The organism is Amycolatopsis sp. NPDC041971 (assembly GCF_055588925.1).
On sequence record NZ_JBVJCE010000021.1, the window covers coordinates 72574 to 87328 of the forward strand.

15 protein-coding genes are annotated in these 14755 nt (G+C 68.7%); 5 read left to right on the forward strand and 10 right to left on the reverse strand.

Features of this window, described 5'->3' with window-relative positions; translation table 11 throughout:
• Positions 1 to 108 precede the first annotated feature (108 nt).
• Together ACZ6DT_RS33325 and ACZ6DT_RS33330 are read right to left on the reverse strand one after the other, a co-directional pair.
• Positions 109 to 720, reverse strand: coding sequence for a SecDF P1 head subdomain-containing protein (locus ACZ6DT_RS33325; protein WP_465602770.1), 612 nt, complete (start codon positions 718 to 720; stop codon positions 109 to 111).
• Between the two features lie 31 nt (positions 721 to 751).
• Positions 752 to 1342, reverse strand: a complete 591-nt coding sequence (locus tag ACZ6DT_RS33330; protein WP_465602772.1) for a TetR/AcrR family transcriptional regulator — start codon at positions 1340 to 1342, stop codon at positions 752 to 754.
• Positions 1343 to 1462: 120 nt separating this feature from the next.
• Here ACZ6DT_RS33330 and ACZ6DT_RS33335 point away from each other — a divergent pair, with 120 nt between their 5' ends.
• The 3 genes from ACZ6DT_RS33335 (at position 1463) to ACZ6DT_RS33345 (ending at position 3058) form a co-directional block, all read left to right on the forward strand.
• Positions 1463 to 1846: a nuclear transport factor 2 family protein gene (locus ACZ6DT_RS33335; protein ID WP_465602774.1), complete on the forward strand. Its 384-nt coding sequence runs from the start codon at positions 1463 to 1465 to the stop codon at positions 1844 to 1846.
• On the forward strand, positions 1843 to 2736 hold the full coding sequence (locus ACZ6DT_RS33340) for an NAD(P)H-binding protein (protein ID WP_465602776.1): 894 nt from the start codon (positions 1843 to 1845) through the stop codon (positions 2734 to 2736). The genes ACZ6DT_RS33335 and ACZ6DT_RS33340 overlap by 4 nt, the downstream gene beginning before the upstream one ends.
• A 154-nt stretch (positions 2737 to 2890) precedes the next feature.
• Positions 2891 to 3058 carry a hypothetical protein gene (locus ACZ6DT_RS33345; protein ID WP_465602778.1) on the forward strand — a complete coding sequence of 56 codons (168 nt, stop codon included), beginning with the start codon at positions 2891 to 2893 and terminating at the stop codon, positions 3056 to 3058.
• On the opposite strand, the gene ACZ6DT_RS33350 is transcribed toward ACZ6DT_RS33345, so the two are convergent.
• The 5 genes from ACZ6DT_RS33350 to ACZ6DT_RS33370 form a co-directional block, all read right to left on the reverse strand.
• Positions 3055 to 4629, reverse strand: a complete 1575-nt coding sequence (locus tag ACZ6DT_RS33350) for a succinic semialdehyde dehydrogenase (protein WP_465602779.1) — start codon at positions 4627 to 4629, stop codon at positions 3055 to 3057. The two genes, ACZ6DT_RS33345 and ACZ6DT_RS33350, sit on opposite strands and share 4 nt — an antisense overlap.
• A 14-nt stretch (positions 4630 to 4643) precedes the next feature.
• Entirely contained in the window at positions 4644 to 6272 is a 1629-nt protein-coding gene (locus ACZ6DT_RS33355; protein WP_465602781.1) for a GMC family oxidoreductase, read from the reverse strand.
• Positions 6273 to 6388: 116 nt separating this feature from the next.
• Positions 6389 to 7228: an LLM class F420-dependent oxidoreductase gene (locus ACZ6DT_RS33360; RefSeq protein WP_465602783.1), complete on the reverse strand. Its 840-nt coding sequence runs from the start codon at positions 7226 to 7228 to the stop codon at positions 6389 to 6391.
• 46 nt (positions 7229 to 7274) lie between these two features.
• On the reverse strand, positions 7275 to 8441 hold the full coding sequence (locus tag ACZ6DT_RS33365; protein ID WP_465602785.1) for a CaiB/BaiF CoA transferase family protein: 1167 nt from the start codon (positions 8439 to 8441) through the stop codon (positions 7275 to 7277).
• Positions 8438 to 9613 carry an acyl-CoA dehydrogenase family protein gene (locus ACZ6DT_RS33370; protein WP_465602787.1) on the reverse strand — a complete coding sequence of 392 codons (1176 nt, stop codon included), beginning with the start codon at positions 9611 to 9613 and terminating at the stop codon, positions 8438 to 8440. The genes ACZ6DT_RS33365 and ACZ6DT_RS33370 overlap by 4 nt, the downstream gene beginning before the upstream one ends.
• A gap of 224 nt (positions 9614 to 9837) precedes the next feature.
• Here ACZ6DT_RS33370 and ACZ6DT_RS33375 point away from each other — a divergent pair, with 224 nt between their 5' ends.
• The gene (locus ACZ6DT_RS33375) at positions 9838 to 11223 is read left to right on the forward strand and encodes a DUF6351 family protein (RefSeq protein ID WP_465602789.1); all 1386 of its coding nucleotides are present in this window, start codon (positions 9838 to 9840) and stop codon (positions 11221 to 11223) included.
• On the opposite strand, the gene ACZ6DT_RS33380 is transcribed toward ACZ6DT_RS33375, so the two are convergent.
• Positions 11220 to 11885 carry a S1 family peptidase gene (locus ACZ6DT_RS33380; RefSeq protein ID WP_465602791.1) on the reverse strand — a complete coding sequence of 222 codons (666 nt, stop codon included), beginning with the start codon at positions 11883 to 11885 and terminating at the stop codon, positions 11220 to 11222. The two genes, ACZ6DT_RS33375 and ACZ6DT_RS33380, sit on opposite strands and share 4 nt — an antisense overlap.
• A 76-nt stretch (positions 11886 to 11961) precedes the next feature.
• The gene (locus ACZ6DT_RS33385; RefSeq protein WP_465602792.1) at positions 11962 to 12984 is read right to left on the reverse strand and encodes an LLM class flavin-dependent oxidoreductase; all 1023 of its coding nucleotides are present in this window, start codon (positions 12982 to 12984) and stop codon (positions 11962 to 11964) included.
• A 492-nt stretch (positions 12985 to 13476) separates the two neighbouring features.
• Between ACZ6DT_RS33385 and ACZ6DT_RS33390 the strand changes: the two genes are divergently transcribed.
• Positions 13477 to 13731 carry an FHA domain-containing protein gene (locus ACZ6DT_RS33390; protein ID WP_465602793.1) on the forward strand — a complete coding sequence of 85 codons (255 nt, stop codon included), beginning with the start codon at positions 13477 to 13479 and terminating at the stop codon, positions 13729 to 13731.
• A gap of 2 nt (positions 13732 to 13733) precedes the next feature.
• Here the strand turns inward: ACZ6DT_RS33390 and ACZ6DT_RS33395 are convergent, their stop codons facing one another.
• The gene (locus tag ACZ6DT_RS33395; protein WP_465602795.1) at positions 13734 to 14462 is read right to left on the reverse strand and encodes a hypothetical protein; all 729 of its coding nucleotides are present in this window, start codon (positions 14460 to 14462) and stop codon (positions 13734 to 13736) included.
• Positions 14463 to 14755: the final 293 nt, after the last annotated feature.

The window sequence follows — 14755 nt, forward strand, 5'->3', positions numbered from 1 at the left end:
GGGGCGCGAGGAGAGGGGGGGTGGGGTTGGGGGGGGTGGTGGTTTGTTGTTTCTCCCCCCCCCCCCCCCCCCCCCCCCCCCCCCCCCCCACCACCTGGACCGAAGGGCTCAGGCGCCGGCGATGTCGCGTGCCAGTTGGCGGGCCTCGGGCATGGTGAACTTGCCGGTGATCTGAGTTTCCCCGCCGGTGATGGCGGACTGGATCGTCGGCGCGGTCAGCACCCGGCTCTTCAGCACCATCGCGACCTGCTTGCCGACGTTCCCCGCGGTCCAGTCGGCCCACGTCCGCGCACCCGCGTCGGTGAAGCTGAGCCCGATGAGCGGTCCTCCCGATTGCGTATCGAGCTGGGCGTTCGCCCGGCTGAGGTCGGCTCCGGTGAGGAACGCCGGGCCGAGCAGGTACTTGGTGCCCTCCACACGGTCACAGCTGACCAGCGGGAGCGCCGGATCGTCCCGGCCGTCCAGCGGATCCGGCCCCTCCGAGCAATCCAGCGCCGCCGCGGCGGCCCGCTGTCCGGCGGGGTCCGTGCTCTGCCGGTCGGTCGCCGAACCTGTCGCGGGCCCCGGCGGGAGTTCGGCCAGGACCGGCCGGAACCGAAGCCGCGACCCGTCCTTGATCGCGAAGCTGTCGCCCTCGGGCTCGGCTTGGCCGGAAACCCCGCCCTGGCAACCGGTGAGACCAAGCAGGACGAGGGCGAGGGCAACGAAGATGATTCGCACGAAGTCATTCTGTCGGCAGGCGGCCGATCCGTCAGGAAGAACCGGAAAAACGCAGGACCCGGCCGGTGAACTCCGCAAGCCGTGCTCGCAACGTTTCACTCGGCACGCCTTCCTTACCCGCCAAATGCTCGACGAGGTCCGCCCGCGTGGCGGCGAGCAGGGCGTGCGCGGTGAAGGAAGCGTTCTCGCTGCCCGGAATCCCTTCCAACATGGTGCGCACCAGGCCGTGCCATCGCTCGTAATGTTCCGTCAGGTACGGGCTGGTGTCCCCGGTCGCTTCCAAGGCCAGCGCGAGACTCCGGTTGTCGAGCTTGAAACAGAGAAGTGCGTCGAGGACGGCGGGAATCCGCTCAAGCGGCGAAGTGGCGGGCCCCAGTGGCGGTGGACCCGCCTCTACGGCCTCCCTGACCGGTTCGAGCCGCGCCTCGTACAACGCGCGGATCAGCCCTGCCCGATCGCCGAAGGCACGGAACAGCGTTCCCTTGCCGACACCGGCCGACGTCGCGACGTCGGCCATGGACACCTCGTCAGGACTTTCACAGCGGGAGAACAGGGCGTCGGCGGCGGCGAGGACGGCCGCCCGGTTCCGGACGGCGTCTTTACGAGGTTTGCGCTCGGTCACTCGGCTCCTCAGGTTTACAAAGCGGACCCCAGGTCCGTATTATTGAAACGGACCCACAGTCCGATTCTATGTGAGGAGCCACCCATCCACACCGAACCCGCGGATCTGTTCCGCCACGGCTTGCGCCTCCTCCTGGCCAAGGACATCACCGGCTGGGTCGGCCTCTGGGCCGACGACGGGGTCATGGAATTCCCTTTCGCGCCCGAAGGCTGGCCCACGCGCCTCGAAGGCCGGGACGCCGTCGCCGCCTACATGCGCGACTATCCCGAGCACATCGACCTGCGCGATTTCCCCGCTCTCCTGATCCCCCGCACCCTCGATCCGGAGACCATCGTGGTCGAGATGCGCGGAGTCGGGAGCCTGGTGAGGACAGGTGAGCCCTTCGACATGACCTACATCGCGGTGGTGACCGTCCGGCACGGTCTGATCAGTTCCTACCGCGACTATTGGAATCCCCTGGCGATCCAGCGCCCCGGCGCCGATTTCACCGGGAGCGGCCGATGACCGGAACCACCCTCGTCGTCGGTGCCACCGGCACGACCGGCGGCCGGATCACCGCCCGGCTGCTCGCCGAAGGCCATCGCGTCACAGCGGCGAGCCGTCGCGCCGTCCCGTTCCCCGGCGCGGAATCCGTGGGTTTCGACTGGTACGAACCCGCCGGTCACGCCGATGCCATCGCAGGGGCGGCCAGCGTCTACCTCATTCCCCCGCTGGGCGACCCGGACCCGGCGGCGGTGATGCTGCCGTTTCTCCGTCAGGCCCGCCTCGCCGGCGTCCGTCGCGCGGTACTCCTCAGCGCGTCGGCCTTCCCCGAGGGCGGCCCGGCCGTCGGCCTGGTGCACCAGGCACTTCCCGGCCTGTTCGAGGAGTGGGCCGTTCTGCGGCCGTCCTGGTTCATGCAGAACTTCACCGGCACGCATCTCCACGCCAAGGGGATCCGCGAGGACGGGGTCATCCTGACCGCCACCGGGAGTGGCCGGGTCGGCTTCGTCGATGCCGACGACATCGCCGCCGTCGCCGTGCGCGCCCTGATCGACGACCGGCCGCCGAACACCGATCTCGTCCTCACCGGGCCGGAGGCCTTGAGCCACGACGACATCGCCACGATCCTCACCGAGGTCACCGGCCGCGATGTGATCCACCGGAGCCTGACCCACGACCAACTGCTGACCCGGCTCTCCACCCAGCTGCCGCCGGAGTTCGCCGCCCTGCTGGCCGGAATGGATCGCTCCATCGCGAACGGCGCCGAAAACCGCGTCACCGACACGGTTCACCGGGTCACCGGCCGACCTCCGATCAGCTTCCGTGCGCACCTCGCGCGCGTCGCCGCACCGTCCGCTCGAGAACTCCGAGCGTCGCCTCGATCGCCGACACCCCGGACCCCGGGGAAGTAAAGCCGTAGATGCGCCGGGCATCGGTCCGTGAAGGCCTCCTTGAGGGACTCTGGGTCCCTCAAGGAGCCCTTCACGGACTCGGCAGGATGTCGGGCGGCTACACGGAACTGCCTGCCGAGGGTGTCTTGACCGAGCAGGCCGCAAGACCGCGCTCGTGGTGACCCTGACCATGCTGGGCGCGGCGACCTTCCTCGTCGGCTGCCTGCCCAGATCGGCACATGGGCTTCCAGGCGACGGGCAGTGTCTGGCCGGCATGTGCGTGCTCAGCATCCCCTGTGTGCTGGCGGCGCCGCAGCACACCGACTCACCGGACACGGTCTAGCGGATGCGCAGACGCCGCATGAGTTTCAGCCCGGACCGCATCCCGTCGACGTACTTCTCGTAGGTCTGGCCACCGCGGGGACCCATGACCTGTTTCTTGAGCACCGCCACGTTCTTCACGTCGGTGTACTTGAGCAGGCCCTGGTCCCCGTGGCGGGCGCCGACGCCCGAATTCTTGACGCCGCCGGACGGCGTGCCCTTCGCGGCGTACGCGGTGGCGAGGATGTCGTTGATGTTGACGTTGCCGGATTCGATCCGTGCGGCCACTGCGCGGGCGGCGTCGACGTCGCCGCCCCAGATCGAGGCGTTGAGGCCGTACTCGGTGTCGTTCGCGAACGCGACGGCCTCGTCGACCGTGCGGTACTTGTGCAGTGCGACAACGGGCCCGAAGGTTTCGGTGACTCCGCAGAGCATGTCCTTCGTGACGCCTTCGAGGATCGTCGGCTCGAAGAACGCCGGACCGAGGTCGGGCCGCGCCCTTCCTCCACAAAGGACGGTCGCGCCCTTCGAGACGGCGTCGTCGACATGCGACTTGACCCGGCTCAGGTGGTCGACGGAGACGAGCGAGCCCATGTCCGGCCCGAAGTCGTAGGCGGCGCGGACGTCGAGTGCCTTGGTTTTGGCCACGTACGCGTTCTTGAACTCGTCGTACCGGGACTCCGGCAGGTAGATCCGCTCGATGTGCATGCAGATCTGCCCGGTGTTGCCGAAAGCGCCGAAGATCGCGCCCTGCACGGTCTCGGCCAGGTCGGCGTCTTCGAGCACGATCATGGGGTTCTTGCCGCCGAGTTCGAGACAGCAGCCGATGAGGTTGCGGCCCGCCCGTTCGCCGATCACCCGGCCGGTCGCCGTCGAACCGGTGAACATCACGTAGTTCGCCTGGTCGATGAGGGTGGGGCCGACGTCCGGTCCTTCCCCGCACACCACCTGGAACACGCCCTTCGGCAGCCCGGCCTTCTCCAGCAGTTCGATGCCGTAAAGCGGCGAGAGCGCGGTCTTGTTGTCGGGTTTCAACACCACCGCGTTCCCGGCCATCAAGGCTGGTACGGCGTCGGAAATGCCGGTGGCGAACGGGAAGTTCCACGGCGCGATGACGCCGACCACGCCCTTCGGCTGCCGGATCTCGGTCGACGTCGTCAGGAACGGGACCGGTCCGCCGCGTTTGGTCGGCGCCAGCAGTTTGGTGGCCCGCGTGAGGTAATGGCTCATCACCATCGCCGGATCGCAGGTCTCCTCGATCGCCATCCGCCGGTTCTTGCCGCTCTCGACCTGGATGAGGTCGGTGACGGCCGGCGCGTTGTCGACGAAGAGGGTGTGCGCCCGTTTGAACACCTCGAGCCGTCGTCTGAGCGGGGTGGTGGCCCATTTCTCCTGCGCGGCGCGCGCCGTGGTGAACGCCTGCTCGATGTCGGCGGGTGTCGACTGGGGCAGCTCGACGAGCACGTCACCGGTGTAGACCTCGGTGAGTTTCCAGGTCGCGCCGGACGAGCCCGGCACGCGGGCGGCGAGCCGATGGAGAAACGCGTCGGTCACCGACGCCGGACGGGTGAGCGCGAGCGGTGTGACGGTCATGGTCCTCTTTTCCGTCAGTTGTCCGAGAGGACGAGCTGCGCGCCCATCTCGCCGATCATGATGGCGGGCGCGTTGGTGTTGCCGCCGGTGATCGACGGCATGATCGAGGCGTCGCAGACCCGCAGGCCGTCGACGCCGCGGACCTTGAGGTCGGGACCGACGACGGCGAGTTCGTCGACGCCCATCCGGCAGGTGCCGACGCCGTGGTAGACCGAGGTCGCGCGGTTCAGGATCGCGTCGCGCAGCTCTTGCCCCCGCAACCCCTTGCCCGGGTGGAGTTCTTCCTTGATCGAACCGTCGAACGCTCCCGACGCGAAGATCTCGCGGACCATCTCCGAGCCCTCGCCGAGCAGTTCGAGATCGGCCGGGTCGGACAGGTACTGGGGGTCGATGAGCGGTGCCGCCGTGGGATCGGCCGAGGCGAGGCGCAGCGTGCCGCGGCTCTTCGGGTAGATCAGCGTGGTCAGCACGGTGAGCGCGGGCCGTTTGTCGACGTCGTGCCGGATCGGCGCGTCCTGATTGGGCGTCACGTACGCCCACGGCAGGAGATGCAGCTGAAGATCGGGCACCCCGGCGGCCTGAGAGGTCTTGAGGAAGGCGACCGCCTCGAAGACCGAGTTCGCCAGGAACGTCGTGCCGGGCCGCATCAGTTCGCTGACGAGGCCGCGCGCGAAGTACGGCGGCGTGCCCCTGTTCTTGCTCGACGACGCACGGAAGGTCAGCGCGTGGAACATGTGATCGTGCAGGTTGTCGCCGACCGGCAGGTCCGCGACGACGTCGATGCCGTGCTCCCTGAGGTGCTCGGCGTGGCCGATCCCGGACAACATCAGCAGCTGCGCGGATCCGATGAAGCCTCCCGAGAGGATGACCTCCTTGCCCGCGCGGAGGGTTCGCTGTCCCCCGTTCGCGTCGACGACCTCGACGCCGACGGCGCGGCCGTTCTCGATGAGCACCTTCTTCGCCAGCACGCCGGACTGGACCTGCAGCGTGGCGGGCGCGAGATGGTGGATGTAACCGCGCGAGGCGCTGTACCGCAGGCCGTCGGCGGCGTTCTGCTGCATCCGGCTGACGCCCTCTTGGGACCCGGCGTTGTAGTCGTCGAGGACCTCGCAGCCGATCGCCTCGGCGGTCGCCTGGAGGAACTGGAGCGTGCCCTCCTGCGGGGTCTTGTTGCGGGTGATCCGGATCGGCCCGCCCGCGCCCCGGAACTCGCTCTCGCCGTCCTCGAAGTCCTCCATGCGCTTGTACGCGGCGTTGACGCTGTCGGCGTCCCAGCCCTTGTTGCCCTCGGCGGCCCAGGAGTCGAAGTTGGCGCGGTTGCCCCGGACGTAGACCATGCCGTTGATGGAGCTGGAGCCGCCGACGACCTTGCCGCGCGGCACCGGCATCCGGCGATCGAGAACGTGTTTCTGCGGCACCGAGTAGTAACCCCAGTCGAAGGGTTTCTTGAGCTGGGGCACCGCGTGCATCGGGCCGACCAGCCCCGGCTTCCGGACGAGCAGCCTGTCGTCGCTCTTTCCCGCCTCGAGCACGATCACGCTGGCACCGGACTCCGCCAGCCTGCCCGCGATCGCGGCGCCCGAGCTGCCCGATCCGACGACCACGTAGTCGGCCTCGTCGCCGCGCGCAGCCCTGTTCGCCATGTCCGCTCCTCGGTCCGCCCACCGTGCAGAACTGCAACCTGTTCTAGTTCTGTCACCGTATAGCGAGACCGGCCGGTTCCGCAACGGGCCTTCACTCCCGGCCGGTCTTCGAGACCTCAGCGCAGCGGCTCGAGTGCCTTCGCGAGCGGCTCCAGCACCGCGGGGTTGTGCGGCGGCGGCAGGTAGATGATCGCCAGGTCGAGACCCGCTTCGCCGAGTGCTTCGACGTCCGCGGCGACCTTGGCGTAATCACCGTCCGTGCCGAAGGGGACATGCGAGGACAAGGTGATCTCGCTCGGATCCCGGCCGATGTCCGCGCAGTGCCGATGCAGCACCTCACGCTTGTGCGCGAACTCCTCCGGCGTGCCGCCGACGAAGTTCCAATGCTGGGCGTACTTCGCGGCCGTACGCAAGGTTCGCTTCTCGCCGCTGCCGCCGATGCAGATCGGCGGATGCGGCTTCTGCACGCCCTTCGGTTCGCAGCGGGCGCCGGTCAGCTGGTAGTGCTCGCCCTGGAAGGTGGTGGTCTCCTGAGTGAGCAGGCCGACGAGCACCTCGCAGGCTTCCTCGAACCGGTCACTGCGTTCCTTGATGGTGCCGAGTTCCATGCCGTACGCGCCGGATTCCTCTTCGTTCCAGCCCGCGCCGACACCGATCTCCAGCCGGCCGCCGGACACGATGTCCAGTGTCGCGGCCATGTTCGCGAGAAGTGCGGGGTGCCGATAGTGGATCCCGCTGACCAGTGTGCCCAGCCGGAGCCGTTTCGTGGCCTGCGCGAGCGCGGTGAGGGTCACCCACCCTTCCAGGCACGGACCGGTCGAATCCGAGAAAATGGGATAGAAGTGATCGAAGGTCCAACCGGACTCGAAGAGTTCGATCTCGTCGGCGGCCTGCCAGACGGCGAGCATGTCGGACCAAACGGTGTCCTGCGGCGAAGTCTTGATGGCGAATCGCATGATCTTGATCGTAAACCTGGAGTTCCTCCAGTCGCGCGGCCGGAATCTAGCCGGCGATACCGCGGCGAAGGTAGCCGTCGGCGTCCACTCCGGACTCGACGAGCAGGGCGTGCGTGTGCTCCCCCAGTGCCGGGACGTCGCCCATGCACGCCTCGAAATCGTCGAAGGTCACCGGCGGCAGCAAGGCGTCGATCCGGGCGAATTCGGTGCCGACCTCGCGCCAGCGGTCACGGGCCCGCAACTGGGGATGATCGGCGACCTGGCCGACGTCTTTGAGCTGGGCGGCGGGAACCCCGGCCGCGGCGAGGCGTTCGTCGAGTTCGCTGTCGGACCACTGCGAAGTCCGGGCGGCGACAGCGGCGTCGCATTCCGCGCGGTGGGCCACGCGTTGCACGTTGGTGGTGAAGCGCGGGTCGTCGGCGAGTTCGGGCGCGTCGAGGACGTCGGTGACGAGCGTGCGCCAGCCGGAATCGTTCTGGACGCCGATCAGCATCTGGCCGTCGCGGGTGGGGAAAGCGTCATACGGCGCGATCGAACTGTGGCTCAGCCCCATCCGGTCGGGCTCGGTTCCGGCGTACATCCGGGTGTTGAGCGCGTATCCCATCCATTCGACGGTGGCTTCGAGCATCGAGACCTCGATCGTCGCGCCCTCGCCGGTGCGCCAGCGGCGCAGCAACGCCGCCAGGACCGCCTGCGCGCAATACATGCCGGACGCGATGTCGGCGGTCGGGATCCCGGTCTTCGCCGGAGCGTCCGGGGTGCCGGTGATCGCGATGAGGCCGGCTTCGGCCTGGATCAACATGTCATAGGCCTTGCGCTGTTCCATCGGCCCGCCCGCTCCGAATCCGGACAGGTTCACCACGACCAGCTCCGGATGATCCGCCCGCAGATCACCGAAACCGAGCCGCTCGGCCGCGCCGGGCGCGAGGTTCTGCACGAAAACGTCGGCCTTCGAGACCAGCCGCCGGACGACGTCCCGGCCTTCGGCTGTCTTGAGGTCGACGGCGAGCGACTCCTTCCCGCGGTTCAGCCACACGAAATGCGCGCCGGTGCCGTGTACGGCGTGGTCGTAGGCGCGCGCGAAGTCCCCGCCGTCGACGCGTTCGACCTTGATCACGCGCGCGCCGAGGTCGGCGAGGTTACGGGTGGCCAGCGGAGCGGCGACAGCCTGTTCGACGGCGACGACCGTGACCCCTTCGAGCGGCCGGGTCATGCTTTCTTCTTCTCGGCCCGCACCAGCCCGCCACCGATGATCAGCCGCTGGATCTCACTGGTCCCCTCGTACAGCCGCATCAGCCGGACGTCCCGGTAGATGCGCTCGACCGGGACCTCTCGCATGTACCCGCTGCCGCCGTGCACCTGCACCGCCAGATCCGCGGCCTTCCCCGCCATCTCGGTGCAGAACAGCTTCGCCGCGGACGGCGCGATCCGCCGATCCTCCCCCGTCACATACAACCGCGCCGCCTCACGCGCGAGCGCCCGGCCGGCGAGCACACCGGTCTGCTGATCGGCGAGCATCGCCTGCACCAACTGAAAATCCCCGATCGGCGTCCCGCCCTGAGTCGCCGTCGCGGCATACGAGACCGACTCGTCGAGCGCACGCTGCGCCGCCCCGACCGCCAGCCCCGCCAGATGGATCCGGCCGCGGGCCAACGACGTCATCGCCGCCTTGTACCCGACGTCCCCGTCCCCGCCGACGAGTGCTTCCGGCCCGACACGCACCTGAGAGAAGGTGACATCCGCGGTGCGCGAGCCTTCCTGCCCCATCTTCGCGTCTTTCGCGCCGACCTGGATCCCCGGAGTGTCAGCGGGCACGAGGAACACCGCGATCCCCATCCCGGATTCCGACGCGGGCTTCGTCCGGGCGAACACCACGAACAAGCCCGCGTCGGTGGCATTAGTGATGAACTGCTTGCCGCCATCGAGGATCCAGCCGTCACCATCCGGCTTCGCACTGGTCCGCAGGCCGGCCGGATTCGATCCGGCGCCCGGCTCGGTCAGCGCGAACGACGCGACGACCTCACCCGACGCGATCCCGGGCAGCCACCGCGCCCGTTGGTCCTCCGTGCCGAACCCCACCAGTACCTGCCCCGCGATCCCGTTGTTCGTCCCGAACATCGACCGCAACGCCAAGGACGTGTACCCCAGCGCCATCGCCACCTCGACGTCCTGGACCAGGTCGAGGCCGAGCCCACCCCACTCCTGCGGGATCGCGTATCCGAACAACCCCATCTCCGCCGCCCGCGCCCGCAGATCCGCCGGGATGGCGTCCGTGCTCATGATCTCCCGCTCGCGAGGCATCACGCGGGTGCGCACGAAGTCGTCGATCTGGCCGAGGACGTCCGCGAACACGTCGTCGGGGACGTCGGGGTTGCCGGTGTACATGCCCCTCACTATCGATCACCGGCCGGGCTCGGTCCACACTCCCGAGTGGACCTGGCCGTGAGACCTACCGGAGCTCCGGATCGGCACCTGGCGGACCCACCCGGCGGCGAATGCGAAAGCGACTCCTACCTTCGCTCCGCCCCGATGGTGGCCGCGGTTCGACCGAGCGGATCTGGACAATTCACCCCGCGCGGCGGGAAGATGACTCCTCGGGGGTGGTTGACATGGCGCGGCGCCGTCTGACTTTCCTTGTTCTGCTCACCATCGTGCTGGGGCTGGTGTTCGTTCCCCGCGCCTCGGCCGCCGGCCCGGTCACCAGGTACGAAGGCGAACTCGAAGGCGCGCGTTATCTGGTGCTGGTGCCGGAAAACTGGAACGGCACGCTCATGCTGTGGAGTCACGGGATGTACTCCCTGGCGTATCCGGAGCCGAAGCGGATCGCGCTGACCTCACAACCCACGACCGAGACTTTCCTGCTGGAACAGGGTTACGCGCTGGCCGCGTCGCAGTACCGGAACGTACGCGGCTGGTCGATCGAAGAAGCGCTGACCGACCAGATCCGGTTGCACGACTGGTTCGCCCGCACGGTCGGCCCGCCGCGACGGACCATCGCAACGGGCGAATCGGTCGGCGCGATCACCGCGACCTTGCTCGCCGAGCGGAACCCGCGCCGGTTCGACGGCCTGATGACCTTCTGCGGCAATCTCGCCGGCGGGGCCGCGCACTGGAACTCCGGGCTCGATCTCGGATACGCGCTGAACACGCTGCTGGACGCACGGCTGGAACTGGTGCGGATCACCGACCCCGCGGCCAATGTGGGCCGGTTCGCCGACGTGGTGCAGGCGGCTACCGCGAACCCGCGAGGCCAGGCCCGGCTCGCGCTGGCGAACGCGCTGGCCGAGATTCCCGGCTGGTTCGACGCGACCCGGCCCCGGCCGCCGGATGTCGCGGAGCAGGTCTTCTGGCAGGGCTTATGGGATCGCTTCTACCGCGTCAGTGCGTTCGGTGCCGACAGGGTCGCGTTGGAACAGCGCGCGGGCGGCAATCCGAGCTGGAACGTGGGTGTCGACTACCGGCGGATCCTGGCGAAGGCAGGCGAGCGGCCGCTGGTGGAACGCGCCTACGCGGAGGCGGGCCTCGATCTCGGCGCCGACCTCGACAAGTTGGCGAAGGCCCCGCGCGTCTCCCCCGATCCGGCCGCGGCCGGCTATCTGGCCCGGTTCGGGCTGCCGCTGGGACGCACGCCGTTCCCGGTGCTGACCACGCACACCGTCGCGGACGGCGCCGCGCCGGCGGCGCACGAACGCGCCTACGCCGAGCGAGTCGCGCTGGCAGGTGATCCGGGAAACCTTCGTCAGTTGTTCGTGAACCGGGCCGGTCACTGTGTGTTCACCGCGTCCGAGGAGATCGCCGCCCTGCGCACACTGGAGCGACGGCTGGACCGCGGACACTGGCCGTCGAGCGGGCCTGCCGCGCTGAACGCCGAAGCCGGCAAGCTGGCACCGGAACACCAGACGATCTTCGACACCGTCGGGCAAGCCCGGGTGACGACCACGCCGGCGTTCGCGCGGCACTCCCCTCCCCCGTATCCGAGGGTCCTGCCGTTCTAGGTTCCGGTGAGGATCGTCAGCCCATAGGCCGACAGGACGCGGTTGACCGGGAAGAAGTAGGTGGTGCCGCCGCTGGAGCAGTTCCCGCTGCCGGTGACCAGCACCCCTTGCGCCTGCGTCCCGCTGACGAACGGTCCGCCGTTGTCACCCGGTTCGGCACAGACGGAGGTGCGGGTCAAGCCGGTCAGCGTTCCTTCGGGAAAGGTGATCGACACGTTCTTCGCCTGGATGATCCCGCAGCGCCAGCCGGTGGTCGCGCCGTACTTGCACACCGACGCGCCGACCGGGGCCTCGACCGAACCGGTGATCGTGACACGGCTGTCGGTGGGCGGGATCGATCCCACCAGCCGCCAGTCGGTCGTGTTGGTGACCCGGATGACGATCGCGCCCGTCGGCGGGGCCTGGGCCGCCGCGACCACCCCGACCACGCGGCCCGCGCTGCGGACGGTGTCGCCGGGCCTGCCGCAGGCGGAACTCGCGATCAGGTGACCGGTACTGCCGGAAACGGCGGCGAATCCCGCCGTGCACCGGGACGAAACGCCGGTCTGCAACACGCTCCCGCCGCCGAGCGGGGCCGGCGCGCTCGCTCGCGCCGTCGGCGGCAGGGCCAGGCAGAAGACCAAGGCGAGGCCGAACAGAAAGCGGGATCGGGGCAGTCTCATGGGACCCTCCGATGGCCGGGGATGCCCCGATCCTAGCGAGGCGAGCACCCCGGCCCATCCGCCGAATCGCGCATTCTCAGCGCCAGCCGAGCTCCGGCGCCACGTGCGTGAGGATGCTCTCCAGCACGTGCGCGTTGTACTCGACACCGAGCTGGTTCGGGATGGTCAGCAACAAGGTGTCCGCGGCCTCGATCGCCTCGTCCTCCTTGAGCGCCCGCACCAGCTCGTCCGGCTCCGCGGCATACGACCGCCCGAAGATCGCCCTGGTCGTCTCGTCGATCATGCCGACCTGGTCCCGCGAGTTCCGATCGCGGCCGAAGTAGGCGCGGTCCAGGTCGTTGGTCAACGCGAAGATACTGCGACTGACCGACACCCGCGGCTCCCACACGTGGCCGGCCTCCTTCCAGGCTTCCCGGTAGGCCTCGATCTGCTTGCGCTGCTGAACGTGCAGCGGCTCGCCCGTTTCGTCGTCCTTGAGCGTGGAACTCTGCAGATTCATCCCCTGCTCCGCCGCCCACACCGCGGTCGCGTTCGAACTGGACCCCCACCAGATCCGCTCACGCAATCCCTCCGAGTACGGCTCGAGCCGCAGCAACCCCGGCGGATTGGCGAACATCGGCCGCGGATTCGGCTGCGCGAAGCCCTCGCCGTCGAGCAGCTTGAGGAAGACCTCGGTGCGCTGCCGGGCCATGTCCGCGGCGGTCTGCCCCTCCGCCGGTCCGTAACCGAAGTACCGCCACCCGTCGATCACCTGCTCCGGGGATCCCCGGCTGACCCCGAGCTGGAGCCTGCCCCTCGAGATGAGGTCGGCTGCGCCCGCCTCCTCGGCCATGTACATCGGGTTCTCGTAACGCATGTCGATCACGCCGGTCCCGATCTCGATCTTCGAGGTCCGGGCGCCGATCGCCGACAGCAACGGGAACGGACTGCCCGCCTGGCGCGCGAAGTGATGCACACGAAAGTACGCGCCGTCCACGCCCAGTTCCTCGGCCGCGACCGCCAAGTCGATCGACTGATGCAGGAAGTCCGCGGCGGACCGGGTCTCGGAGTGCGCGCTCGCCGACCAGTGACCGAACGAGAGGAAACCTATCTTCTTCACAGCACGGGTAAGCGCCTGATGACCAGGTTTGATTCCCCGGCCGGTCGACCTGGAGAACGCGCGGTCGAGAGACCGACCGCAGTCGAGCCGCAGATCGCGGGCGGTGAAACCAATCCGCGAACGGCGACCTGGTCTACACAGTTTCGTCCAGCCCTGAGGGCTCCATGACCTCCGATGCTGGGTGAAATCGCTCCTTACACAAGGCCGGGGAGCGCGCCACATCGCGGCATGAGCGCGCGTTGGGCGGTGGGCGCTGTCAGGGCCTGGTGTTCGGCGAACCGGTCGGTCAAGGTGGCGCACCAGGGCGTATTCCTTGCGGTGTAGCCGCTCGCGTTGTCCGGGATCAAGCTCGGCCAGAGGGTCGAGGAGGCCTGTCTCGCGGGCGACGTACACCATGGATCCCGTCCAGCGTCTGCAGTCCGAGCACCAAGAGAGGCAGCTGCATCGCTCGTACAACGTCGACTCCGGTGGGTGGAACCCATAGCTGGAGGTGTGGGTCGTCGCCGTGCAGTGGCGTTGCCCCACGACGGTGCCGTGCCCCGCAACCACGCCGAGATCACCGTCGGCGCGAACGGGCCCGACCTGGCGGATTTCGGTTTCCGCAACGGGACCTTCCCCAACGGCGAACGCGTCGGGAAACCCGTCCCGCTCTCCCCCTGCGACCTCGTCCGCTGCGGCGCCATGGTGCCGGCGGTGGCGAGCGACGGAACTCCGGTCAGTGCGGTCGACGGGACCACCCGTTTCTGAACCTACGACGTCACCAAGGATTTTCGGCGTACTCGCGAAGCGCGGCCGAGATCCGCCGCCGGGTGCCGGGGTCCGCGGGCGGCTCGAAGCGGACGACCGGCAGGCCGTACTGCCAGGCGGGCGTCATCGTCACGCCGGGAAGGTCGCGAAGCCCGTCGAAGGGGATCCAGGCTTAGGTCGTCCTGCTGGGGGTCCAGGTTTTCGAACCCGACGTACTCGACGAACGGAAGGTACTGGGTCGGGCCGACCAGGGTCGTGGAGCTGTAGCTGAACGGGAGCGAGGCCTTCACATTCTCGCCCCGTTGCGCCGCCGCGACGTCCGCTTCGGCACCGTGCAGGTGCTCACGGAGGTGGCCGACGAAATCGGCGTACGCGACGACCCGCTGGATCACCTCGGCTTCGCGCACCGTCGGGTATGCCGGTGAATCCTCCGACGGCCGCCACGGGCCGAGTGCGCCGTCGACGATCGCGTAGGGCTCGGGAGACAATCGCCGGTTTCCCGAATACCGGAAGCGGTCGATCGCGCTGCTCACCATGACTTCGAGATACTCGCCGTCCGCACCGCTGATCATGATGTCGTCGTCGCAGGCGGGCAGGACGATGAGTTCACCCGGCACCCGATTCCGCCACGGCTCCAGCACAGCCGGGACCACGAGCGGAATGGTGCGGCGAGAACTCCGCACGGACCGCACGGCGAAACTCTTCGCCAGGCCGCCGTCACCGATCTTCACCTCGGCCCCGCCGGTTCCGCCGAGCAGTCCGGCGGTGGTGACCCGCGCCCGCTCGATCGCGGTCTCCCGGTCCGCACCCAGTTTCTCCAGCAGTTCCGACGTGACGACATGGTTCTCACCTCGACAGCACGCTGACGAAACTCAGGCGGGTGTGGTGCAGGCACCAGAACATCCTCTCTGGTGACCGACGGTCCCCTCAGGTGAGTGCCCGGACAACCGGGGGAAGCTCTTCTGTCTCCGGGGTGTGGGCCCTGTTGGAATTGCTGGAGCGGCGCAGTGGCTCGGCCCACTGC

Bases quoted from the DNA above. Each gene is read 5' to 3' on its own strand.
- ACZ6DT_RS33370 (WP_465602787.1), bottom strand. From the start codon at position 9,613: ATGTACACCGGCAACCCCGACGTCCCCGACGACGTGTTCGCGGACGTC.
- ACZ6DT_RS33375 (WP_465602789.1), top strand. From the start codon at position 9,838: ATGGCGCGGCGCCGTCTGACTTTCCTTGTTCTGCTCACCATCGTGCTG.
- ACZ6DT_RS33350 (WP_465602779.1), bottom strand. From the start codon at position 4,629: ATGACCGTCACACCGCTCGCGCTCACCCGTCCGGCGTCGGTGACCGAC.
- ACZ6DT_RS33340 (WP_465602776.1), top strand. From the start codon at position 1,843: ATGACCGGAACCACCCTCGTCGTCGGTGCCACCGGCACGACCGGCGGC.
- ACZ6DT_RS33355 (WP_465602781.1), bottom strand. From the start codon at position 6,272: ATGGCGAACAGGGCTGCGCGCGGCGACGAGGCCGACTACGTGGTCGTC.
- ACZ6DT_RS33380 (WP_465602791.1), bottom strand. From the start codon at position 11,885: ATGAGACTGCCCCGATCCCGCTTTCTGTTCGGCCTCGCCTTGGTCTTC.
- ACZ6DT_RS33365 (WP_465602785.1), bottom strand. From the start codon at position 8,441: ATGACCCGGCCGCTCGAAGGGGTCACGGTCGTCGCCGTCGAACAGGCT.
- ACZ6DT_RS33360 (WP_465602783.1), bottom strand. From the start codon at position 7,228: ATGCGATTCGCCATCAAGACTTCGCCGCAGGACACCGTTTGGTCCGAC.